Origin of the sequence: Nocardia sp. NPDC056100 (assembly GCF_042266325.1) — a bacterium.
In the GTDB taxonomy this organism is placed as follows: domain Bacteria; phylum Actinomycetota; class Actinomycetes; order Mycobacteriales; family Mycobacteriaceae; genus Nocardia.
On sequence record NZ_JBHJVY010000003.1, the window covers coordinates 921,145 to 942,873 of the forward strand.

Here is a 21,729-nt window from a genome sequence, read left to right on the forward strand (position 1 = left end):
ATAGCACGGATCGCCTGGTTACCAAGCGTGCTTCTCGGGTTGTGTTTACGGCCTCGGCGAGCTCTCCGGGTCCGGTGCGGATCGTCCCCGCACAGTTGCGAGGCATTACCGCCGAATCCTCGGATAACGCAGGCCCACAACTACTCGTGCCCTTGTCGCGGCGTGCTCCGCGTGGGTGCCTGGTGTCCGTGCTGGGAAGGGTGGGTCGGGAAACCGGATCTTCTCTTCCGATCCGATCTTGGCCTTCCGTCCTTCCGTGCGTCCATTGTTACCCTGTGACCGCCCTCACATCAAGAGCTGGGGAAACATTCGAAAAGTCGGCGTGTCGGGCATTTTTGTGCATTGGCGTTTCTATTCTGAGCGGCGGTGCGGCCGACTACCGCCGGCGGCGCAGCAGCCGGTAGCTCACCGCGCCCGCGGCCAGCGCGCTCAACGCCACCACGGCACTCGCGGCGACGGTCGTGGTGGAGGGTTGCGGGATGCGCGCCCACAGCGATACCGGGTTCTCGAAGGTCAGCACCGGCCAGCCGCGCGCGACCGCCTCCCGGCGCAGCGCGCGGTCGGGATTCACCGCGGTGGGATGCCCGACCGCGCTCAGCATCGGCAGATCGGTCACCGAATCGGAGTACGCGTAGCACTTGGTGAGGTCGTAACCGTTTGCGGCGGAGAGCTTTTCGATGGCCTCCACCTTGCCCTCGCCATAGCAGTAGAACTCGACGTCGCCGGTGTACTTGTTGTCCTGGACCACCATTCGGGTGGCGGCGAAGTGATCCGCGCCCAGCGCCTGCGCGATCGGGGCCACCATTTCCTCGCCGGACGCCGAGACGATGATCACGTCGTGACCCCGAATCCGGTGGTCCGCAATGAGATCCGCGGCTTCGGCGTAGATGAGCGGATCCACGATGTCGTGCAGCGTCTCGGCGACCACCGAGCGCACCTGATCCACATCCCAGCCCGCGACCATGCGGGTCAGATGTTCGCGCATGCGCTCCATCTGATCGTGGTCCGCGCCCGACAGCAGGAACAGGAAATGCGCATAGCTGCTCTCCAGGACGGCACGGCGACTGAGCAGGCCCTGGTCCAGGAACGGCTTGCTGAAGACGAAGGCGCTCGACCTCGCGATCACCGTCTTGTCGAGATCGAAGAATGCGGCCACTCGTCCACGTTCGGCTGTCACGGCGTCCAGGATATGTTTCGCGAGTGACGGCTGCGTGTCGCGGTGTGCTCGATGCCGGATATTTCCCTGTTTGCCCGGGTTAGCCAGCGGGAAGCGGAGCCGGGTCCGTGGGAAAAAGACTCGCCCGGCGGACTTGCAAACCCGGCGGGGCTTGGGTGTAGTATCGCAGATACCTGGACTTGTTCCAGGCGCGTTCAGCCCGACCCCCCGGGGCTGAACCCGACGACCCCAGCCTCCTCCCCCCCCGGCTGGGGTCGTCCTCTATTTACGGACTGTTATGTCCCACTTGGTTACCCGGGTTTTATCCACAGCCCGCGTGTTATCCACAATCGCTATCTTCCCTCTTTCGGCGCGCTTCGCGCTGGGCGACGCTGACCTGCATGGACTCTCATACCGATGACTCGCCACGAGCCCTCGCCCTGCTGTCCGACCCGCGCCTGCGCGAAGAGGTCCGCCGCATAGCGGCCGCCGCCGACCGCCCCCTCGACGAACGCACCGCACCGGTCGCCCGCCACCCCTGGGCCGCCGCACCCGTCATCGTCCTGGACACCCCCGCCGCCCGTTGCTGCATATCCGCCGGATCCACCCGCCGCCCCGGAATCCTCCTGGTGACCGACGGTGAACCTGGTTTGCTCGACTGGCAGACAGCCACCGAACTCGGCGCCGAAAACGTCCTCCCGCTCCCCACCGCCGCCCCCATCCTCATCACCGCCTTCACCACCGGCAACCAGCCCGGCTCCGCCGACGGAGCGATAGTCGCCGTGGCCGGAGCCGCCGGCGGCTCCGGCGCCTCAACCCTCGCCGCCGCCATCGCCCTGGCCGCCGCCGCCCGCACCCGCCACACCGGCCACCCCAGAGTCGGCACCACCCATCCGCACCGGACCTCCGCATCACCCCTCGCTCCCGGTCACGATGAACTGGTCACACTCGCGGGCGCGACCAGCCCGCTGGGCGGCAGCTCCGGGTCGCGCGGTGGTTCGAGTGCCACGCGCGGTGCGGGACAGGGTGTTTCGGCTTCGATGCGCAGTGGTTCGGGCTGGGGGCGTGGAGAGTTCGTGGCCGGTCGAGAACCTGCGCATACCCTGCTGGTGGATGCCGCTCCTTTCGGTGGCGGGATCGATCTGTTGCTCGGACTCGAGGGGGTGCCGGGTCTGCGCTGGCCGGATCTGGTGATCGAGGACGGGCGGGTGTCCGCGTCCGCTTTGCATGACGCGCTTCCGAGTGTCGGTGGTGCGGCGGTGCTGTCCTGTGGAAGAGGGCTCTCCACAACGGAACTCGCGCCCTCGGCGGTGCGGGCGGTGTTGGACGCGGGCCGGGGTGCGGGGGATCTGGTGGTCTGCGATGTATCCGCCGAACGCGGTCCGCATGCCGAGGAAGTGCTCGATGCGGCGGATCTGGTGGTGCTCGTGGTGCCCGCGCGATTGCGCGCCATCGCCGCGGCCGAATCGGCGGCCGCCTATCTGGCGCGGCGAAATCCGCACGTGCGCTTGCTGGTTCGCGGGCCGTCGCCGGGAGGGCTGCGCGGGCGCGAGATTTCCGAAACCCTGGGCCTGCCGCTGCTCGCCGCGTTACCACCTCAGCCGGGTCTGGCCGAACGTCTCGAGCGCGGCGGTCTCACCATCAAGCGGCGTGGCCCATTGCGCACGGCGGCCGATCTGGTGCTCACCGAGCTGGGCCACCGTAGCGCTGTGCGGGCCAGTCGAATTGGCTCGGCGTTGGCGGGAGCTCGGGGATGAGCGCCCTGGTCACGCCCGAACTGCTGGATCGGGTGCGCGAGCGCCTGGCCGATGGCGCGGGTGATCCGGATCCGGCGCGGGTGGCGGCCGCCATTCGGGCTGAGGCCGGTGGGGTGCTCGGCGATACCGATCTACTGCGGGCATTGCGTCTGCTGCAGACCGAGATGACGGGCGTGGGTGTGCTGGAACCGCTGCTGCATGACCCCGATGTCACCGATGTGCTGGTCACCGCCCCGAATGCGGTCTGGGTGGATCGCGGTCGCGGCCTGTGCCGAGCGCCGGTGCGCTTCGAAGACGAGGCGTCCGTGCGCAGGCTGGCCCAACGCTTGGCACTGTCCGCCGGCCGCCGGCTCGACGACGCGCAACCGTGGGTGGACGGCCGACTCTCGGGAACCGAAGCAGCCCTGGGCAATTCGTTCGGCGTTCGCCTGCACGCGGTCCTGTCGCCCATAGCGCACGGTGGCACCTGCCTGTCCCTGCGCGTACTGCGCCCCGCCTCGCAGGGCCTTGACGCCCTCGCCGCTTCCGGTGCGATCCACCCTGACGCGAAAGTGCTGCTGGAGAAGATAATCCGAGCCCGCCTCGCCTTCCTCGTTGTCGGCGGGACCGGAAGCGGAAAGACCACTTTGCTGTCCGGTTTGCTTGCCAAGGTCGACCCGTCCGAACGCATCATCTGCGTCGAGGACGCGGCCGAACTCGCCCCACCCCATCCGCACGTGGTCCGCCTGGTGGCTCGTCCCGCCAATGTCGAAGGCGCGGGCGAGGTGACGGTCCGCGACCTGGTCCGCCAGGCCCTGCGCATGCGCCCCGACCGCATAGTGGTCGGCGAAGTCCGCGGCGCGGAAGTAGTGGACCTCCTCACCGCCCTCAACACCGGCCACGACGGCGGCGCGGGCACCGTCCACGCCAACTCCCCGCGCGAAGTCCCCGCCCGCCTGGAAGCCCTCGCCGCCCTGGGCGGCATGTCCCGCGACACCCTGCACAGCCAACTGGCCGCCGCCATCCAAATAATCCTGCACGTCCACCGCCACCCCGACGGCACCCGCACCCTCCGCGAAATCGGCCTGGTCACCCCCCCCCCCACCCGAATCGACATAACCCCCGCCTGGTCCGCCGACCCCCGCCCCACCCCCGCCGCCGCAACCCTGAACGCCCTACTGAACGACAGAACCGCGCTATAGCCCGGGCGTCCCGCCCCTGCTCGAGCCGCTGACGAAACCGGGAGCGCTACCAGGCCCCTCCGGTCTCGAGGCTCTCTTCCGGCCTCCGCGTCCACATAGCCCATGACCGTGGCGCGGGCCCTTCCAAAAGCTCTCTACTCCAAGCCTATTCAGCTCCGCAGCGAAAGGACGAGCTATGACCGCCGCATCGAACGGCCCGGATCGGCACCCTTCCGTTCCGCCACAATCGCAACCCGACTGCTGCACCGACGAGCACTGTCCCATGCGAGATCAACGCTGCGGCAAGCTCTTTCACTGGCGCCACAGCCAGCCGCCCGGCCTACGCTCCGGCTGGCGGAGCCGCTGTGTCAACCGCTACCCGGTCCCACCGCCCGCCACGAGCGGTGATGAGCAATGACTTCGACCGAGTATCAAGTCAATCCGCACGGTGGCCGTATCGGGTGTACAGCGCAGTTTCCGGGTTTGTGCCCGCTGTTGGTGAGAGGTCGGTGGTCACAGTCGGTCCGCCGACCAGGCTCGCCCCGGGTGCAGGCTGTGGTGGCCGTCGCATTGGTGCGTCGCGTTCATTCGTTGGAGGTGATCGATGACTTCGGTTGTGGGATATCCGGCTTCGATTCTCGGTTGTGTTGCGCTGGCGCTGGTGGTGGCTCCCGAGTCGGCGGGGCGGCGGCGGTTCGCGCGAATCTTTCGGCGCACCGGTCGGTTTCGCGTGCGTCGGCATGTGACGGCCGGTCGGCTCGGTGTGGTCGCGGTGCTTCCGGTGGTGTTTTTCGTCGGGGTGGGGCCGTTGGTTGCCGGGATCTTGGTCGTGGGGACGCTGGTGTTGCGCTGGCGGCGGGCGCGGGCGGATCGGGAGCGGGCGGCCGAGAGTGCGCAGCTGCTGGAGGGGCTGGAGGCGGTGATCGGGGAGCTGCGGATCGGGGCACATCCGAGCGCGGCGGCGGAGGTCGCGGCGGTCGAGACCGTCGGTCCGACAGCGCGCGTCTTCGCGGTCAGCGCCGCGCGGAGTCGGCTCGGTGGCTCCGGTGCGGACGCGTTCCGCCGCACCGAGACCGCCGTGCCGGAGGAGTTGTCCCGAATCGCGGATGCGTGGCAGGTCGCGGATCGGCACGGGTTGGCGTTGGCGGAACTGCTGGCCGCCACCCGGCTGGACCTACTGGGCCGCAAGCGTTTCCGGGATCGGACCAGGGCCGCACTGGCCGGTGCGCGAGCCACCGCCGCGGTGCTGGCGCTGTTACCGCTGCTCGGGATCGCGCTGGGTCAGCTCATGGGAGCCGCACCGTTGCGCGTGCTGTTCGCCTCGGCGGCGGGTGCCTATCTACTACCGCTCGGGGCCGCTCTCACCTGCGCCGGTCTCCTCTGGACGGACGCTATTACGGGAAGGGTACTGCGGTGACATCGCGTGAAGATGGGCTGCTGTCTCGATCAACCGGCCCAGTGCGGTCGGGTGCGTGGCTGTCTCGTGCGCGGGAGGCGTTGTGGTGAACGCGCTTTCGTTGGCGGGGGTGTTGGCCGCGCTGGCATTGCTCGTGGAGCCGGGCCGGATTGCCGCACGACGGCGGTTGGCGCGGTTGGGTTCCGGTACCGCGCGGGGTGAGTCGGAGGTGCGGCCGATGCGGCGTGCGGCCGATCCGCTGGGATCTTCGGGGACCTTCGATCTCTTCGCGGCCTGCCTGCGCGCCGGGCTGCCCGCGGCGGCTGCCGCCGGGGCCGTCGCGCCGGGAGCCGACGAGCCCCTGGGTTCGGTATTGCGGCGCGCGGCGGAACTGCTTGCGCTGGGAGCGGATCCGGTGGCGGCGTGGGAGCAGGCGGCCGCCGGGTGCGCGGATGAGGGGGTGGCGGCGCTGGCTCGGATGGCGCGGCGGTCGGCGCGCTCGGGGGCCGGATTGGCTACGGCGGTGGGTGAATTGGCGGAGCAGCGACGCGGTGCGGTCGAGGACGCGGCGGCGGCGCGGGCGGAGCGGGCCGGGGTGTTGATCGGGGGACCGCTCGGACTGTGCTTCCTGCCCGCCTTCGTCTGCCTGGGCATCGTGCCCGTGGTGATCGGACTGGCGAGTCACGTACTGGGCGGGGGTCTGCTGTGAACGGAAACGACTGTGCCGACGCGGAATCGCCGCATCGGAGCGAGGAGAGGAGAGATCGTGCGCACATCCATTCGGGGCCCGGAGTGGGACCTGCGAAACCGGTTGCTGCTGGCCGCGGTTCGCGAGGACGGCATGAGCACGGCCGAATACGCCATCGGCACCATCGCGGCGGCGGCGTTCGGCGCCGTCCTGTACGGGGTGGTGACGGGGGACAGCATCGTCAGCGCGCTGACCGGGATCATCGACAGGGCGTTGAAGACCTCCGTCAATTGATCCCGGCGCGGAAGCCGCCGCCACGTCGCCTCCCCGACCGTGCCGGTGACGAGCTGGGCATGGCGACCGTCGAGGCCGCCATCGCCCTGGCGGCGCTGGTCACCGTCCTGGTGCTCTGTATCGCTGCCCTACTGGCCGTCTCGGCGCAGGTGCGGTGCGTGGACGCAGCCAGGGAGGCGGCGCGTCTGACCGCCCGAGGAGAGGCCGCCAAGGCTGTCCCCGCAGGGCAACGGGTCGCGCCACCCCACGCCTCGATCACCGTCCGCTCCGAGGGCGACCTGGTGGTGGCGGTGGTGACCGTCCGCGCGCCCTTGCTACCGCTCACCCTGCGCGCGGAGGCGGTGGCGGTCCGGGAGCCGGGGGAGTCACCGTGATCCGCCGGGACCGATGCCGCGAACCTGGGAGATCCGCGGTGATCCGCCGGAACCGATGCCCCGAACCTGGGAGATCCGCGGTGATCCGGCGAGGCGAGTGTGGTCGGGTCCAGGGAATCGCCGGTTTTCGGCCGGATCGGCGAGGCGAATCAGGGGGAGTGACGGTGCTCGCAGGTGTGGCGTTGGTCGCTCTCTTGAGCCTCACGGTGCTGCTGGCGCAGGTCGGTGTCGCGGTGGTGGGCAGGCATCGGGCGCAGTCCGCGGCCGATCTGGCGGCGCTGGCGGCGGCCGCCGGATTGGCGGCCGGTGCCGAATCGGGATGTGCGCGCGCACGGGAGATCGGTATGCGAATGGGTATGCGCGTGATCGATTGCGCGGTGCGCGAGTGGGATGTGACCGTCACCGTCGAGTCGCGAATGGCGCTGGGTCCACTCGGCACTCGATCGATCAGTGCGAAGGCAAGGGCGGGACCGATGGGACATAGCGACTAATGGCGACTATCTCGTACCGAGCGGTTGGTTAGAGAATGGATGGCGCGCACCACACCGCGTGTCGATCAATGTCGATATTGGATGAAAGTGGTAAGCGAATTGTTTGGATCTCGATCGCTTTCCTATTCGTTCCAGAAGTCGGAATCGAATGAATGCACTGGTAAATGCGTGATCGACAATATCGAACGGAGCAATCCCTCAGTTAACAGGATCACATCCCTTTTTATTCGGCTATCGGCCACGTGTCGCGAGACCGGCCCCGGACCGCCCGTGCGCCCGCCGGACACCTCTCAGTTGCCGGATTCCGGCCGGTCGGCGCGATGGCGGTCCGGCCTCGCTCCGGCTTCGAGCTGATCACGAAACGGTGTGAGCGCCGTCACCTTCGCCGAGCTCGCCCAATACCGCCGCCAGCAGCCGCGCCGCCCCCGCCTTATCCAGCGGATTATTGCCATTTCCGCACTTCGGAGACTGTACGCAGGACGGGCACCCGCTCGCGCAACCGCAGGATTCGATGGCCGCGAGGGTCGCCCCGAGCCACTGCCGCAGTCGCGCGAACCCGCGCTCGGCGAAGCCCGCACCGCCCGGATGCCCGTCGTAGACGAAGACGGTGGGCAGTCCGGTATCGGCGTGTTCGGCGGTCGATACCCCGCCGATATCCCATCGATCGCAGGTCGCGACCAGCGGCAACATGCCGATGGCGGCGTGTTCGGCGGCGTGCAGCGCTCCAGGCGCCCGTTTCGCATCGATTCCGGCGCGTGCCAGCAGGTCCGGGGTGACGGTGTAGAACACCGCCCGGGTGGGCAGCAGCTGTGCGGGCAGGTCCAGCGGCACCATGTCCAGCACCTCGCCGCTGGGGAGTTTGCGCAGGTAGCCGATGACCTGACGGGTCACCAGCACCCGTCCCAGCGCGATGGTCACCTCCCCGTGCACGTGTTCATGCAGTACTTCCTCGACCTCGATCGAAGTCACCGCCCGCGCACTGGTGGACCACCCCGGAGTCTCGGCGCGCACGAGCGCGACGCCCTCCTCCAAATCCAGCTCGTCCACCACGAAACTCTCGCCTTGATGCAGGTGAACGGCCCCTTCGTGCAGGGTCGCCGGCGCCCGCCCGGCATCGGTGGTGCCCAGCATGCGCCCGCTTTCGACATCCACCACCGCGATCGCCGTGCCGATGCCCCCGCGCACGTCGACGGCATCGTGCGGATGCGAGTCCACGGTGCTGAACCAGCGCGCCGACCCATCCTTCCCGGCCCCCGCCCGCCGCCGGATCAGACCCTGTTTCGCCAGGTCGGAGAGCAGTTCCCAGGCTCGATAGTCCAGGACCTCGGCATCGGTGAGCGGTTGTTCCATGGCCGCGCAGAGCAGATGCGGGCCCAATACATAGGGATTGTGCGGATCGGTGATGGTGGCCTCCACCGGCCGCCCGAGCAGCGCCTCCGGGTGATGCACCAAATACGTGTCCAGCGGGTCGTCCCGTGCGATGAGCAGCACCAATGACCCCTGCGTGCGCCGCCCCGCCCGCCCGGCCTGCTGCCAGAACGAGGCCACCGTGCCCGGATATCCCGCCACTACGACCGCGTCCAGCCCGGCAATGTCCACGCCCAGTTCCAGGGCATTCGTGGTGGCAGCGCCTAGCAGGGACCCCTCGGACAGGGCTGTTTCCAGTGCGCGCCGGTCCTCGGCCAGATATCCGGCCCGATAGGCGGCGATCCGGCTCGGCAGCGCGGGGTCGACGTCGGCGAGCAGCCTTCTCGTATCCATTGCGATGGCCTCGGCCCCGACCCGGGACCGTACGAAGGTGAGCGTGCGCGCCCCCTCGGTCACCAGATCCGCCATCACCTTGGCCGCCTCGGCACCGGCCGAACGTCGCACGGCCGCACCATTTTCCCCGGTCACGCCCGCCCCGAGCAGCGGCGGCTCCCAGAGCGCCACGGTCCGCGCCCCCTGCGGCGACCCGTCCTCGGTGACCGCGACGCAGGGCGCTCCGATGAGCCGCGAGGCCGCCTCGGCCGGTTCGGCGGTGGTCGCCGAGCAGAGCACGAAAACCGGATCCGCTCCGTATCTCTGGGCGAGCCGCCGCAATCGGCGCAGTACCAGCGCCACATGCGATCCGAAAACCCCGCGATAGGTATGGCATTCGTCGACCACCACGTACTTCAACTGCCGCAGCAGCCGCGCCCACCGCTGATGCGATCGCAGCATGCCGACGTGCAGCATGTCCGGATTGGTGAAGACCCAGCGCGCGTTGGCCCGCACCCACTGCCGGATCTCGACCGGCGTATCCCCGTCATAAGGGGCGGGGTGGATCCCCCGAAGCGGGTCCTGACCGGTGAGTTCATTGACCATGCGCAGCTGATCGGCCCCGAGTGCCTTGGTCGGCGACAGATATAAGGCCGTGGCCCGCGGATCCTGCTGCAGGGCGGTGAGCACCGGCAATTGATATGCCATCGACTTACCGGACGCCGTCCCGGTGGAAACCACCACGTGCCGCCCCTGCGCGGCCAGGTCGGCGGCCCGCACCTGATGTGTCCAGGGCTGTTCCACCCCGGTCGCGCACATCGCGGCAACCACGTCGGGGGAGGTCCATTCGGGCCATTCCGTTACCTGAGCCGCACGTGGCGGTAGCTCCGCGACATGGGTGAGACGCGGGTCACCACCCACCGCCCCGGTAAGGACACGATTCAGCAACGATCGACCATAGCTGGGGGAGTTGTCACCGTCCGCGCGGTCCGCGGCGTCCGCGATATTCACGATCGCGGGGTCCTGCGGGGCGAGTGCGGTGCGAAACGTGTGTATGTCTGGTCCTCTACCTGCCATTTCACTACAGAGTAGCGGCCTGTCTCACAGGGGGTTTGCCGGATGCTCGCTCTGTTATCCGGAAGCAAACCTACTTCGAGTACGGATTTGGGCATTACGCCCCTCACCTGCGCATTCGCAAGATCAACTTTTTTGCAAATTGTGGGTAACTCAGCTGTTGAATTGCTCGCGGACATGGTTCACTGGTTCCTGGTCGCAAGCTTCTGTGTTCGAGGGAACGGATCCAAAGTCCAAACCATCAAGCAGGATCGATGTTGCGAACGGTGTACTGATGGCTTTCCTGCAGGGGGAACAGAGTACAGCGGTCTCAACGGACCCGGTGGACGAACCTACTTGTCTACCGTTCCGGTATGGAAAGAGAAGGAACAGAATGGCACAGGGAACTGTGAAGTGGTTCAACGCGGAGAAGGGGTTCGGCTTCATCGCGCCCGAGGACGGCTCCGCTGACGTCTTCGTCCACTACTCCGAGATCCAGGGTTCGGGCTTCCGCACCCTCGAGGAGAACCAGAAGGTCGAGTTCGAGGTCGGTCAGGGCACCAAGGGCCCGCAGGCCACCGGTGTTCGCGCGCTCAGCTGAGCGGGCCAACCCCCAGGTACCCGTCCCCCATCGCCACATGGCGGTGGGGGACGACCCATATCTGCACCCATTACACTCGATCACAACCCGGGGCCATATCGTCGCTGCGACCGAGGCTAAGCCTCTGAACACGGTATAAACGTTGCTGGCAGCGATATAACGAGTCGCAGCCGCTTGCCCCACCCGCGTATCGGCGCGGCCGTGCCGCTGAAATATGAGCGGCGCGGATCGACAGGAAAGGTGTGTTCGCCGGTGGCAACACGAGACCGCGGTGCAGCGCCGAACTCCAAGGCAGCGCCCGACCAGGGCCGCCCCCTGCGTCGTCTCGTGATTGTCGAGTCACCGACGAAGGCCCGAAAAATCGCCCCCTACCTGGGCCGCGGCTATGTGGTCGAGGCATCGGTGGGCCATATTCGGGATCTGCCCAGAGGCGCCGCCGATGTACCCGCCAAATACAAGGGTCAGCAGTGGGCCAGACTCGGCGTCGACGTCGACAATGACTTCGAGGCCATCTATGTGGTGAGCCCCGATAAGAAGGCCAAGGTCGCCGAGCTCAAGAGCCTGTTGGCCGACGCCGACGAACTTTATCTCGCCACCGACCCCGACCGCGAGGGCGAAGCCATCGCGTGGCATCTGCTGGAGACGCTGAAGCCCAAGGTCCCGGTCCGGCGCATGGTGTTCCACGAGATCACCGAGCCCGCCATCCTCGCGGCGGCCGCCGACACGCGCGAGCTCGACAAGGATTTGGTCGACGCGCAGGAGACCCGGCGCATCCTCGACCGGCTCTACGGTTATGAAGTCTCGCCGGTGCTGTGGAAGAAGGTCATGCCGCGTTTGTCGGCGGGCCGCGTGCAGTCGGTGGCGACGCGCGTCATCGTGCAGCGCGAGCGGGAGCGCATGGCGTTCCGGTCCGCCGAGTACTGGGATATCGCGGCCAAGCTGGACGCGGGCGATCAGGGCGAGGGCAATCCGCGGGTCTTCGGTTCGCGGTTGGTGTCCGTCAACGGGGATCGCGTCGCGACCGGCCGTGATTTCGGGTCCGACGGCCAGCTCAAGTCGGCCGCGTCGGCAGCGGATCGCGGTGGCGTCGTCGTCATCAACGCGGCGTACGCGCAGCGGCTCGCCGAATCGCTCACCGGGGTCGATCTCAATGTCACCTCGGTCGAGTCCAAGCCGTACACCCGTAAGCCGTACGCGCCGTTCATGACCTCGACATTGCAGCAGGAGGCGGCGCGCAAGCTGCGTTTCACCTCCGAGCGCACCATGCGGGTCGCGCAGCGGCTGTATGAAAACGGCTACATCACCTATATGCGTACCGACTCGACCACGTTGTCGGACACCGCGATTCAGGCCGCGCGGGCGCAGGCGACGCAGTTGTACGGTGCGGAGTATGTGAGCCCGACGCCGCGCCAGTACACCCGCAAGGTCAAGAACGCGCAGGAGGCACACGAGGCGATCCGCCCGTCGGGTGATGTGTTCATCACCCCGGGGCAGATTCATTCGCGGGTCGACAATGACGAGTTCCGGTTGTACGAGCTGATCTGGCAGCGCACCGTGGCCTCGCAGATGCAGGACGCGCGCGGCACCACCATGACGGTGCGCATCACCGGTATCGCGAATACCGGTGAGGAGTGCGTGTTCTCGTCGTCCGGCCGGACCATCACCTTCGCGGGCTTCCTCAAGGCGTACGTGGAGAGTGTCGACGAGGACGCGGGCGGTCAGTCCGATGACGCCGAATCGCGACTGCCGGTGCTGACCGAGGGCCAGGGCGTGACGGCCGTCGAACTGCTGCCGGATGGGCACACCACCAATCCGCCCGCGCGGTTCAATGAAGCTTCGCTGATCAAGACGCTGGAAGACCTCGGTATCGGGCGTCCTTCCACCTACGCGTCGATCATCAAGACGATTCTCGATCGCGGGTACGTGTACAAGCGCGGTAATGCGCTGGTGCCGTCGTGGGTGGCGTTCGCGGTGGTCGGTCTGCTGGAGGCGCATTTCGGGCGGCTGGTGGATTTCGATTTCACCGCGGCCATGGAGGATGACCTCGACGCCATCGCCGGTGGGCGCGAGCAGCGCGGAAACTGGTTGTCCAGCTTCTACTTCGGCGGTGAGCACGGTGCCGAGGGTTCGGTGGCGCGCGAGGGCGGCCTGAAGAAGATGGTCGGCGAGCGGCTCGACGGTATCGATGCGCGCGAGGTCAATTCGATCAAGCTGTTCGTCGATGACGAGGGCCGCGATGTGGTTGTGCGGGTCGGCAAGTTCGGTCCGTATCTCGAGCGCATGATCGTCAATCCCGATGACCCGCAAGGGGATCCGATCTCGCAGCGGGCGAACCTGCCCGATGAGCTGCCGCCGGACGAGCTGACCGCCGAGGTCGCCGAGAAGCTGTTCTCGACGCCGCAGGAGGGTCGCTCACTCGGTGTGGATCCCGAGAGCGGGCACGAAATCGTCGCCAAGGAAGGACGTTTCGGTCCGTACGTCACCGAGGTGCTGCCCGCGCCGCCGGAAGAGGCCGAGCCCAAGAAGGGCGCGAAGAAGGCCGAAGCGCCGAAGCCGCGTACCGGATCGCTGTTCAAGTCAATGGATTTGGAGAGCATCACGCTCGATGACGCGTTGAAGCTGTTGTCGCTGCCGCGTGTTGTCGGTGCCGACCCGGCTACGGGCGATGAGATCACCGCGCAGAACGGGCGCTACGGGCCGTATCTGAAGAAGGGCACCGATTCGCGGTCGCTCACCGGTGAGGACCAGATCTTCACTGTCACTTTGGAAGACGCGCTCAAGATCTATGCCGAGCCCAAGCGGCGCGGTGGGCAGTCCGCGAGTGCGCCGCCGCTGCGTGAACTGGGTGTGGATCCGGTGTCGGAGAAGCCGATGGTGATCAAGGATGGCCGGTTCGGGCCGTACGTCACCGACGGTGAGACCAATGCCAGCCTGCGCAAGGGCGATGAGGTGGAGTCCATCACCGATGCGCGCGCCTCGGAACTGCTGGCGGATCGGCGGGCGCGCGGGCCGGTGAAGAAGACGGCCAAGAAGACCGCGGCGAAGAAGGCTCCGGCCAAGAAAGCGGCGGCGAAGAAGACCGCCGCGAAGAAGGCGGTCGCGTCCAAGACCACCGTGGTGAAGAAGGCGGCGGCGAAGAAGGCCGCGGCCAAGACCGCCGACGGGGTCACTACCAAAAAGGCTGCGGCGGCCAAGAAAGCTGCGGCGACCAAGTCCTGAAAATGATCCTCCGCCCCGGCTCTGAGCTGGGGCGGAGTCATTTTTTCCGGGGCTGTTTCCTGTCGGTGCGCTGCCGTAGCGTGTGGTTCGAACACGCACCGGCGGAAGGGCATTCGATGGCAGTCGATCACGAGCGCGAAGAGCTGATCACGGTATTGGCGAGTCAGCGCGAACTGTTCCGAATCACCCTTCGGGGTCTCGAGGACGATCAGGCGCGCGAGCGCAGTACGGTCAGTGAGCTGACGCTCGGTGGTCTGCTGCACCACATCATCAATACCGAGCGGCACTGGACGACGATCCTGGTCGAGCGCGATCCGGAATCCGAATTCGATGTCTCCGGAATGGATTCCGAGTACAAGCTGGGTCCGGACGAGACGGTCGAGGGTTTGCTCGCCGAATGGGATGTGGTGGCCGAGCAGACCGCGAAGCTGATCCGCGAACTACCCAATCTCGAGGATTCGATTCCCACCCCGACCGCGCCCTGGGCTCCGGAGCGGGTCTGGCTGACGGTCCGGTACATCCTGCTGCACATTCTGCGCGAGATCTCGCAGCATTCCGGGCACGCCGACATCATTCGCGAGGCGCTGGACGGTGCGAACACCACCTACCAGCGCGCGGTCTGAGCTGTCGGCGGTCGACAGTAGTCTGTACGGCGTGGCAGGAGTCTTCGATCGACTGGTGGGACAGGACGCGGTCGAGTCCGATCTGCGGACCGCCGCGGTGGCGGCTCGCGGCGGGGAGGTTGTTTCCGCCTCGGCCATGACGCATTCGTGGCTGTTCACCGGTCCGCCCGGTTCGGGTCGGTCGGTGGCGGCGCTGTGTTTCGCGGCTGCCCTGCAGTGCACCGATCCGGAGTCGCCGGGTTGCGGGCGGTGTCATGCCTGCACCACCACCATGGCCGGAACGCACGGTGATGTGCGGCGCGTGGTGCCGGAGGGTTTGAGTATCGGCACCAAGGAGATGCGCGAGATCGTGCAGGTCGCCTCGCGGCGGCCGAGTACCGGTCGCTGGCAGGTCGTGGTGGTCGAGGATGCCGATCGTCTGACCGAGGCCGCCGGAAACGTGCTGCTCAAGGTGGTGGAAGAGCCGCCCGCGCGGACGGTCTTCCTGTTGTGCGCGCCTTCGGTGGATCCGGAGGACATCTCCATCACGCTGCGTTCGCGCTGCCGCCACGTGCATTTGGCGACGCCGTCCGTCGATTCCATCGCCGTGGTGCTGCGGGATCAGGACGGTCTCTCACCCGAGGCCGCCGCCTGGGCCGCCTCGGTGAGCGGCGGTCATGTCGGCCGGGCCCGGCGTTTGGCCACCGATGAGGAGGCGCGTGCCCGGCGCAAACGGGCTCTGGCCCTGGTCGCCGCCACCGCGCGGCCCGGTGTGGCCTATACCGCCGCCGATGAATTGGTGAAGTCCGCCGATGATGAGGCGAAGCAGGTCAGCGCGGCCCGCGATGAGAAGGAACGCGATGCCCTCGCGACCGCGATGGGTGCGGGCGGCACCGGTAAGGGTGCGGCCTCGGCGACCCGAGGTTCCGCGGGCGCGCTCAAGGACCTCGAGAAGCGCCAGAAGTCCCGTGCCACTCGCACCGGTCGTGATGCCCTCGATCGTGCGCTCATCGATGTCGCCGGTATGTACCGCGACGCGCTCGCCGTCCGCTTCGGTGCGGCCAACGCCACCGCGAAAACCGGTGTCACGCTGACACATCCCGATATGGCCGACCAGATCCGCGCCCTCGCCACCGACGTCCGCCCCGAGGGCCTGCTGCTGTCCATCCAAGCGGTCCTGGATTGCCGCGACGCCCTGGAAACCAACGTGAAGCCCCGCTTCGCCGTAGCCGCCATGGTCGCGGGCCTGATAGCCGCCCGCTCCGCGTGACCGCGACCACCGATTTTCGGATTCCGGCCATCAGACGATAGACTCGCACCGCCGGAAGGCACGCCGCCTTAGCTCAGTCGGTAGAGCGCTTCACTCGTAATGAAAAGGTCGGGGGTTCGATTCCCCCAGGCGGCTCCAAACAAGCAGGTGGAGAGCGTTTATCGCTCTCCACCTGTTTTTGTTGGTCAGGGTAGGCAGGGTGGTTGGGTGGTGGGGGTGCAGCGGCGGCTGTCGTAGTGGGGGTTGCGGTTGGCGGCGGGGGCCGGGGCGTTGCGGTCTTCGGCGCGGCGGTTGTCGCCGGGGGTTGAGGTGTTGGAGTCGGTGGTGGTGTTCGCGGTGGTGGCTTGGGCGGGGGCTGCGAGGGTGGCGGGGGCGATTGCCAGGAGGGCGGTGAGGGTGCAGGCCGCGAACAGGGTGCGGGCAGCGGTCATCGACGGGTGTGTGGACATGCGGGATCTCCAGTGAGGTCGCCGCTGATAGCGGCGGGGATCAGTTTCGGATCGCCGCGTGGGGTGCGCGGTGTGGGAGCCCGTGCGCTGAGCGCGTCAGGTGAGACTTCGGTGGGCGGTGCCGGTGAGCGTCAAACCTCTACCGGTGAAACGGGATTGCGCCGCCGGGCGTTCATATCGGAGATGTTGCGGATCGGTCATGGCTTGGCGGCGGGGCACGGTGCGACCCGGTGACGTGACGAAGGCCCCCACTGCCGAGCACGGCGGTGGGGGCCTTCGATTCGGGTCAGGAGACCAGGCCGCGGCCGGTGGTCAGGGGCAGGTCCATGGCGGTGAGGAGGCCGGGGCGGGCGCTGACCAGGGCGGGGATGGCGCTGACCAGGCGGGCGGCGGTGCCGACGACGCCCGCTTCGGCGTGGTCGCCGTTGCTGTAGAGCTGTAGGTCCAGGAGGTAGTCGGGGTCGCCTTTGATTTCCACTCGGTAGCAGCCTTTTCCGGCCGGTTGGGGCCAGTCGGGTGCCAGGTCGGGGTGCAGGCGGGTGACGTGTTCGAGGGTGAGGATTTCGCGGCCCGCGCGGACGCCGTGGATTTGGAAGCGCAGGGCGGCGGCGGTGCCGGGGGCGATGACCCGTTTGCCGACGAGGAGTTCCTCGGTAGCGGGGAGGCGTTCGTAATGCTGTGTGACGGAATCCAATTCGACGTCGAGAGCGGAGGCGAGCTGGCGGATGACGCTGCCCCAGGCGAGGGTGAGGACGCCGGGTTGCAGTAGCAGGGGCAGGTCGTCGAGGGCGCTGCCGAAGCCCATGATGTCGAACAGGACTTTGGGGTTGTCGTAGGTGGAGTAGTCCATGATCTCCGAGCAGATGACGGCGTCGATGCGCTCGGAACCGCTGGAGAGCAGGAGCGGGAGCCAGTCATTGGCCCAGCCCGGATCGATGCCGTTCACCCAGAGTGAGGCATTGCCCTCGTTCGCGGCCGCGATGATCGGGTCGATGGCCTCGTCCGGCAGTGTGCCGTAAGGGAATTGGAGGAAGACGGGGCTGCTGGAGACCACGTTGATGCCCGCGCGCAGGAACATCTTCAGGTCCTCGACCGCTTCCATGAGCCGGTCGTCGGCCATGGCGGTGTGCACGATGCAGTCCGGTTTCAGGGCGATGAGAGCCTGTGCGTCGGTCGTCGCGGTGATGCCGGTTTCCAGATCCAGGCCCGCGAGTTCGCCCGCGTCCCGACCGGCTTTGGCGTCACTGGACACCCATACGCCGACCAGATCGAGTTCGGGGCGGGCGATGATATTGCGGAGCGTGCGGCGGCCGACATTGCCGGTACTCCATTGCACGACACGGTATTTCATGGCTGACTCCGGTTCACAGGTCGGGGAGGCCGAGCTCGAGGTTGGGTGCTTCGATACCGCCGTCGACCTCGAGGATCTTGCCGGTGATGTAGCCGCCCGCCCGCGAGCTGAGGAAGACGATGGCGGCGGCGATCTCCCAGGGCTCGCCGAGGCGGCGCAGCGGGGTCGCGCCCTCCATCTTGGCTTTGATTTCCGGTTGCTGCGCAACGACTTCCAGTGCGGAGGTGAGGACCGAGCCGACGGCGATGGCGTTCACGCGCACGCGCGGGGACAGGTCCGAGGCGGCCATCCGGGTCCAGTGCGCGAGTGCGGCTTTGGCGGTGCCGTAGGCGAGGAAGCCGCGGCCGGGCGCGCGCCCCATCATCGAGGAGATGCTGACCACCGAACCGCCGTCGTTCTTCAGCATGTGCGGCAGCGCGGCCTGGGTGAGGGCGTGCGCGGTGGACACATTGAAGTGGAAGGCGTCCTCCAGGAATTGCGGGGAGGTGGTGGCGAAGGTGTTCGGCATGGTGCCGCCGACATTGTTGACGACGATATCGAGGCGGCCGAGTTCGGCGGCGGCGGTATCGGCGAAGGCGGTGACGGTGTCGAGATCGTTCAGATCGCAGGGGACGATCACCGCCTGGCGGCCCAGGGCGCGGATCTTGCCGGCGACTTCCTCGAGTTGCGCGGGGGTGCGGGCGGCGAGCGCGACATCGGCGCCCGCTTCGGCCAGCGCGAGCGCGGTCGCGGCGCCGATTCCGCGGCCGGCGCCGGTGACGACGGCGACGCGGCCGTCCAGTCGGAAGGTGTCCAGGATCATCGGATGCAGTCCTATCGAGTGATGGCAGTCACTCAGAGCTTTAAGAACAAGTGCTTAACTGTCAAGGATGAGTTCTTTATCGGCTGGTGGGCGGCTATTCTGCACCTGTGGGAGTGAACGAGGCGCGGGAGCGGATCATCTTCGCGGCCGAGCGATTGATCGCCGAACGCGGGCAGGCGGTACCGCTGCGCGATATCGCCGCGGCCGCCGGACAGCGGAACAATTCGGCGATCCAGTACCACTTCGGCTCGCGCGACGGACTCATCGAGGCCGTCGTGGAATTGCGACTCGGCGCGCTCGAGGTGCGGCGATTGGAAATGCTCGCGGAACAGGTCGGCGCGGGCGCGGGGGTGCACGCGCTATTGGAGGCGCTGGTGGTGCCGATGTTCGAACTCGGGGCGAGCGAGGGCAGCCATCATTACGCGCGCTTCCTGGAACAGATCCACACCCATCCCGCGGTCACCGACGCCTCGAATCTGGAGAGCGATCGGCGCACCTCGGTGCGGGTGATCATGCAGCGGCTCGGTGATGAAATGACCACGCTCGCACCGCGATTGCGGGTGCACCGGCTGCGCGCGCTGCCGACCATGCTGTTCGCGCTGCTGGCCGATCATGAGCGGGCGGTGGAATCGGGCCGGGTCGCGGCGGGCGATGCGAATGCCTGGGCGGAGATCATCGATATGCTCGCGGGCGCGCTCACCGCACCGGTCAGCGAACGGGCACCGATTCGCTGAGGCCCACGGTCGGCGGATCATCGTGGGTGCCGACGATGCCGACGGTCGGTGGATCATCAGGCGTGGCGACGCTGTAGTGCACCGGCATGGTGGGCGGCTCTTGATGATTCGAGATCAACGCCTGCGCGGAAACGGTGGCCACCGCGGCGGCGGGGTCGGCGGTCTGCTGAGTCGCGGCCGGGCCGGTGACCCGTTGAGCGGCAGGCGGAGTGGGGCTCGTGCCCGATGAGCCGGGGCGCTCGCGGCGCTGGAACAGCAGGTATGCGCCGACGATCGCCGCGACCACCAGCAGGATCAGCAGGCTGTTGGGGAATGAGTAGCCGAAGGTCATGCTGCCCGCTTTGGCGACGATGATGAGCGCGAGTGCGCCCGCGGAGAGTGCCGCACGGGTGATTCTGCCGCTGTCGGTCCGGCGTCGGTTCATGTGAGCTACCTCCCGCTGGATCGAAAACCGTTGCAGGGGAAGCATACCCACGGGTACGGAGTGTCAACCGCACTGTCTGGGAGTGCGAAGTCGTGCGGAATATGGCGGGTTGGGGCGGGCCCGGTTACGGTTGTCTGGTGGAAACCGTGCAGGCGCGCGACGCCGAATCCGCTGCTCACCCCAGGTGGCTGAGTGCCGGATTGCCGCTGCTCGGCGGTGCCGTGGTGGCGGGTGGCCTGGCGCTACTGCACTTTCGCGATCCGCATGAGTCCGGGTCGTACGGGCTGTGCCCGTTCAAGGAATTGACGGGGTACTGGTGCCCCGGGTGCGGCGGTTTGCGCGGCCTGCACAATCTCACCGACGGCCGGGTGCTCGACGCCATTCACAGCAATATCCTGCTGGTGCCACTGCTGCTGGGGTTCCTGGTGTGGTGGGGGACCTGGCTGGTGAGCGGGTTCCGCGGGCGCACGAGTCCGCCGCCGCTACCGCGGGTGCTGCCCAGGGTGGCCCTGTGGGTGACGCTGGCTTTCCTTGTCCTATATACGGTTGTCCGCAATACGCCGTGGGGGAGCTGGCTCGCGCCGGTGTGATCGGTCGGCGTGCCTGGCCGAATTACCTCGGGCAAACCGGGCATGCTCTGGCTATGAGTGATTCGCTGAAGGAGCGCGTGCGCGCGAAACTGATCCGGCAGCTCGATGAGGACGGGCCGCCGGATCCGGATCAGGAAGACGGACGCCAGGTTTCGGTGCAGGACGATCTCGATATCCTCGAGGCCGTCGCCGACGACGACCCCTTCGTGGAAGAACTCGCCCGGCGCTACCTGGTGTTCTAGATCGCGCAGGGAGCCGCGCCGTCGGCCGAGCTGCCGAAGGGGCGGGTCTCCGGGGTGGGGTTCCAGTGGCCTTCGGTCTTGGCGTAATCCCAGGCGGGACCGTTCTCGACCAGGGCGGCGATGGCATTGACGAGGCGGTCCACATCGGCGGCGGTGGTGCCGAGGCCGATGCTGGCCCGCACGGCGGCGTCGACGCCGAGGCGGGACAGCAGGGGGTGAGCGCAGAAGCGGCCGTCGCGGACGCCGATGCCGTGTTCGGCCGAAAGGTAGGCCGCGACCTGCCCGGGTTCGAATCCGTCGACGGTGAAGGCGACGATGCCGACGGCATCGGTGCTGTCCCGCCAGATGCGCAGGAAGTTCACGCCCGGAACGGTTTTCAGGCCGTAGCGCAGGCGGTGGGTGAGGTACTGCTCATGCTCGAGCAGGGTGGTCTCGTCGATTTCGGCCAGTGCGTCACAGGCGGCGGCGAGGGCGGCCACGCCCAGCACATTGGGGGAACCGGCCTCGTGGCGCTGCGGGGCGGGGGCCCACTCCACGCTGTCGGCGCTGACCGAGCGGACAGCGCCGCCACCCGCGAGGTACGGCTCGGCGGCGTCGAGCCAGTCGCGGCGGCCGACCAGGACGCCCGCGCCGAACGGGGCGTACGCCTTGTGGCCGGAGAAGGCCAGGTAGTCGATACCGCTGGTCGCCAGGTCGATGCGGCGGTGCGGGGCCAGTTGGGCGGCGTCCACCAGCACGCGGGTGCCGCACTGGTGCGCGATCCAGGCCAGGCGCTCCAGCGGGAGCAGTTCCCCGGTCACATTGGACGCACCGGTAATGGCAAGCAGCGCAGCGGGTTTGGTGCACAGTTCGGCGACCACGCGCTGAATGGTCTCCTCGATGGTGTCCGCGATCGGCACCACGCGGCGGCCGTTGCGGGTCCACGGCAGGAAATTGGCGTGGTGTTCGGAATCGAGCACCACGGTGTCACCGGGTACGCAGGAGGCCAGCAGGTTCAGCGAATCGGTGGTGTTGCGGGTGAAGACCACGACCTGATCGTCGGCCGCGTTGAGGAAGCGGGCGACCGAACCGCGAGCGGATTCGTAGCAGTCGGTGGAGACGCGCGAGGCGTAACCCGCGCCCCGGTGCACGCTGGCGTAGAACGGCAGCAGATCCTGTACGCGGGCGGTGACCTGCGCCAAAGCCGGTGCGCTGGCGGCATAGTCGAAGTTGGCGTAGCGAATCGTTCCACCCTGCACGAGCGGTACCTGGAGCTCACAACCGGAAACGGTGGCGAGGGCGGCACAGGTCTGGTCGGCGAAAGCAGTCATCACGAAATCCCATCGGGCAAGGGACA

General features: G+C 67.7%; 21 protein-coding genes and 1 tRNA gene. 15 read left to right on the plus strand and 7 right to left on the minus strand.

Annotation, left to right across the window (positions count from 1 at the left end; all coding sequences use genetic code 11):
• Window positions 1-376 precede the first annotated feature (376 nt).
• The gene (locus ACFC0O_RS26360; RefSeq protein ID WP_375962246.1) at window positions 377-1,177 is read right to left on the minus strand and encodes an HAD family hydrolase; all 801 of its coding nucleotides are present in this window, start codon (window positions 1,175-1,177) and stop codon (window positions 377-379) included.
• Between the two features lie 380 nt (window positions 1,178-1,557).
• On the opposite strand from ACFC0O_RS26360, the gene ssd reads away from it, so the two are divergent.
• The 7 genes from ssd (at window position 1,558) to ACFC0O_RS26395 (ending at window position 7,316) form a co-directional block, all read left to right on the plus strand.
• Entirely contained in the window at window positions 1,558-2,913 is a 1,356-nt protein-coding gene (gene ssd / locus ACFC0O_RS26365) for a septum site-determining protein Ssd (protein ID WP_375962248.1), read from the plus strand.
• On the plus strand, window positions 2,910-4,094 hold the full coding sequence (locus ACFC0O_RS26370) for a TadA family conjugal transfer-associated ATPase (protein ID WP_375962251.1): 1,185 nt from the start codon (window positions 2,910-2,912) through the stop codon (window positions 4,092-4,094). Before ssd ends, ACFC0O_RS26370 begins: the two co-directional genes overlap by 4 nt.
• 583 nt (window positions 4,095-4,677) lie before the next feature.
• On the plus strand, window positions 4,678-5,490 hold the full coding sequence (locus ACFC0O_RS26375; RefSeq protein ID WP_375962253.1) for a type II secretion system F family protein: 813 nt from the start codon (window positions 4,678-4,680) through the stop codon (window positions 5,488-5,490).
• Window positions 5,491-5,572: 82 nt separating this feature from the next.
• Window positions 5,573-6,178: a type II secretion system F family protein gene (locus ACFC0O_RS26380; protein ID WP_375962255.1), complete on the plus strand. Its 606-nt coding sequence runs from the start codon at window positions 5,573-5,575 to the stop codon at window positions 6,176-6,178.
• A 69-nt stretch (window positions 6,179-6,247) separates the two neighbouring features.
• Window positions 6,248-6,451 carry a DUF4244 domain-containing protein gene (locus ACFC0O_RS26385; RefSeq protein ID WP_375963843.1) on the plus strand — a complete coding sequence of 68 codons (204 nt, stop codon included), beginning with the start codon at window positions 6,248-6,250 and terminating at the stop codon, window positions 6,449-6,451.
• Between the two features lie 59 nt (window positions 6,452-6,510).
• Entirely contained in the window at window positions 6,511-6,825 is a 315-nt protein-coding gene (locus tag ACFC0O_RS26390) for a TadE family type IV pilus minor pilin (protein WP_375962258.1), read from the plus strand.
• 158 nt (window positions 6,826-6,983) lie between these two features.
• A complete protein-coding gene (locus ACFC0O_RS26395) occupies window positions 6,984-7,316 on the plus strand; it encodes an Rv3654c family TadE-like protein (protein WP_375962260.1) in 333 nt (110 codons plus the stop codon).
• A gap of 354 nt (window positions 7,317-7,670) precedes the next feature.
• On the opposite strand, the gene ACFC0O_RS26400 is transcribed toward ACFC0O_RS26395, so the two are convergent.
• Entirely contained in the window at window positions 7,671-10,004 is a 2,334-nt protein-coding gene (locus tag ACFC0O_RS26400; protein WP_375962263.1) for a DEAD/DEAH box helicase, read from the minus strand.
• 499 nt (window positions 10,005-10,503) lie between these two features.
• Here ACFC0O_RS26400 and ACFC0O_RS26405 point away from each other — a divergent pair, with 499 nt between their 5' ends.
• From ACFC0O_RS26405 to ACFC0O_RS26425, 5 genes are all read left to right on the plus strand, one after another.
• Window positions 10,504-10,710, plus strand: coding sequence for a cold-shock protein (locus ACFC0O_RS26405; protein WP_011206895.1), 207 nt, complete (start codon window positions 10,504-10,506; stop codon window positions 10,708-10,710).
• A 252-nt stretch (window positions 10,711-10,962) separates the two neighbouring features.
• A complete protein-coding gene (gene topA, locus ACFC0O_RS26410; protein ID WP_375962265.1) occupies window positions 10,963-13,929 on the plus strand; it encodes a type I DNA topoisomerase in 2,967 nt (988 codons plus the stop codon).
• A 116-nt stretch (window positions 13,930-14,045) separates the two neighbouring features.
• On the plus strand, window positions 14,046-14,552 hold the full coding sequence (locus ACFC0O_RS26415) for a DinB family protein (protein ID WP_375962268.1): 507 nt from the start codon (window positions 14,046-14,048) through the stop codon (window positions 14,550-14,552).
• A gap of 31 nt (window positions 14,553-14,583) precedes the next feature.
• A complete protein-coding gene (locus ACFC0O_RS26420; RefSeq protein ID WP_375962270.1) occupies window positions 14,584-15,801 on the plus strand; it encodes a DNA polymerase III subunit delta' in 1,218 nt (405 codons plus the stop codon).
• A 62-nt stretch (window positions 15,802-15,863) separates the two neighbouring features.
• Window positions 15,864-15,939, plus strand: a tRNA-Thr gene (locus ACFC0O_RS26425).
• Between the two features lie 47 nt (window positions 15,940-15,986).
• Here the strand turns inward: ACFC0O_RS26425 and ACFC0O_RS26430 are convergent.
• The 3 genes from ACFC0O_RS26430 to ACFC0O_RS26440 form a co-directional block, all read right to left on the minus strand.
• Window positions 15,987-16,250, minus strand: coding sequence for a hypothetical protein (locus ACFC0O_RS26430; protein WP_375962273.1), 264 nt, complete (start codon window positions 16,248-16,250; stop codon window positions 15,987-15,989).
• A gap of 286 nt (window positions 16,251-16,536) precedes the next feature.
• Window positions 16,537-17,601 (minus strand): diacylglycerol kinase, encoded by a 1,065-nt coding sequence (locus tag ACFC0O_RS26435; RefSeq protein WP_375962275.1) that lies wholly within the window; start codon window positions 17,599-17,601, stop codon window positions 16,537-16,539.
• Between the two features lie 13 nt (window positions 17,602-17,614).
• Window positions 17,615-18,403 carry an SDR family oxidoreductase gene (locus ACFC0O_RS26440; RefSeq protein WP_364637559.1) on the minus strand — a complete coding sequence of 263 codons (789 nt, stop codon included), beginning with the start codon at window positions 18,401-18,403 and terminating at the stop codon, window positions 17,615-17,617.
• A 107-nt stretch (window positions 18,404-18,510) separates the two neighbouring features.
• On the opposite strand from ACFC0O_RS26440, the gene ACFC0O_RS26445 reads away from it, so the two are divergent.
• Window positions 18,511-19,137, plus strand: a complete 627-nt coding sequence (locus ACFC0O_RS26445; RefSeq protein WP_364637561.1) for a TetR family transcriptional regulator — start codon at window positions 18,511-18,513, stop codon at window positions 19,135-19,137.
• Here ACFC0O_RS26445 and ACFC0O_RS26450 read toward each other — a convergent pair.
• Window positions 19,112-19,561, minus strand: a complete 450-nt coding sequence (locus ACFC0O_RS26450) for a hypothetical protein (protein WP_375962279.1) — start codon at window positions 19,559-19,561, stop codon at window positions 19,112-19,114. The two genes, ACFC0O_RS26445 and ACFC0O_RS26450, sit on opposite strands and share 26 nt — an antisense overlap.
• Window positions 19,562-19,698: 137 nt before the next feature.
• Here ACFC0O_RS26450 and ACFC0O_RS26455 point away from each other — a divergent pair, with 137 nt between their 5' ends.
• Together ACFC0O_RS26455 and ACFC0O_RS26460 are read left to right on the plus strand one after the other, a co-directional pair.
• A complete protein-coding gene (locus ACFC0O_RS26455) occupies window positions 19,699-20,151 on the plus strand; it encodes a DUF2752 domain-containing protein (RefSeq protein WP_364637565.1) in 453 nt (150 codons plus the stop codon).
• A gap of 53 nt (window positions 20,152-20,204) precedes the next feature.
• Window positions 20,205-20,393, plus strand: coding sequence for a hypothetical protein (locus tag ACFC0O_RS26460; protein ID WP_375962281.1), 189 nt, complete (start codon window positions 20,205-20,207; stop codon window positions 20,391-20,393).
• Here ACFC0O_RS26460 and ACFC0O_RS26465 read toward each other — a convergent pair.
• Complete coding sequence (locus ACFC0O_RS26465; RefSeq protein ID WP_375962283.1) at window positions 20,390-21,703, minus strand: aminotransferase class V-fold PLP-dependent enzyme; 1,314 nt, start codon at window positions 21,701-21,703, stop codon at window positions 20,390-20,392. The two genes, ACFC0O_RS26460 and ACFC0O_RS26465, sit on opposite strands and share 4 nt — an antisense overlap.
• Window positions 21,704-21,729 lie beyond the last annotated feature (26 nt).

Excerpts from the sequence above, each read along its gene's own strand:
- ssd (WP_375962248.1), top strand. The coding sequence starts at position 1,558 with ATGGACTCTCATACCGATGACTCGCCACGAGCCCTCGCCCTGCTGTCC.
- ACFC0O_RS26370 (WP_375962251.1), top strand. The coding sequence starts at position 2,910 with ATGAGCGCCCTGGTCACGCCCGAACTGCTGGATCGGGTGCGCGAGCGC.
- ACFC0O_RS26375 (WP_375962253.1), top strand. The coding sequence starts at position 4,678 with ATGACTTCGGTTGTGGGATATCCGGCTTCGATTCTCGGTTGTGTTGCG.
- ACFC0O_RS26390 (WP_375962258.1), top strand. The coding sequence starts at position 6,511 with ATGGCGACCGTCGAGGCCGCCATCGCCCTGGCGGCGCTGGTCACCGTC.
- ACFC0O_RS26405 (WP_011206895.1), top strand. The coding sequence starts at position 10,504 with ATGGCACAGGGAACTGTGAAGTGGTTCAACGCGGAGAAGGGGTTCGGC.
- ACFC0O_RS26415 (WP_375962268.1), top strand. The coding sequence starts at position 14,046 with ATGGCAGTCGATCACGAGCGCGAAGAGCTGATCACGGTATTGGCGAGT.
- ACFC0O_RS26430 (WP_375962273.1), bottom strand. The coding sequence starts at position 16,250 with ATGTCCACACACCCGTCGATGACCGCTGCCCGCACCCTGTTCGCGGCC.
- ACFC0O_RS26435 (WP_375962275.1), bottom strand. The coding sequence starts at position 17,601 with ATGAAATACCGTGTCGTGCAATGGAGTACCGGCAATGTCGGCCGCCGC.
- ACFC0O_RS26440 (WP_364637559.1), bottom strand. The coding sequence starts at position 18,403 with ATGATCCTGGACACCTTCCGACTGGACGGCCGCGTCGCCGTCGTCACC.
- ACFC0O_RS26450 (WP_375962279.1), bottom strand. The coding sequence starts at position 19,561 with ATGAACCGACGCCGGACCGACAGCGGCAGAATCACCCGTGCGGCACTC.
- ACFC0O_RS26460 (WP_375962281.1), top strand. The coding sequence starts at position 20,205 with ATGAGTGATTCGCTGAAGGAGCGCGTGCGCGCGAAACTGATCCGGCAG.
- ACFC0O_RS26465 (WP_375962283.1), bottom strand. The coding sequence starts at position 21,703 with ATGACTGCTTTCGCCGACCAGACCTGTGCCGCCCTCGCCACCGTTTCC.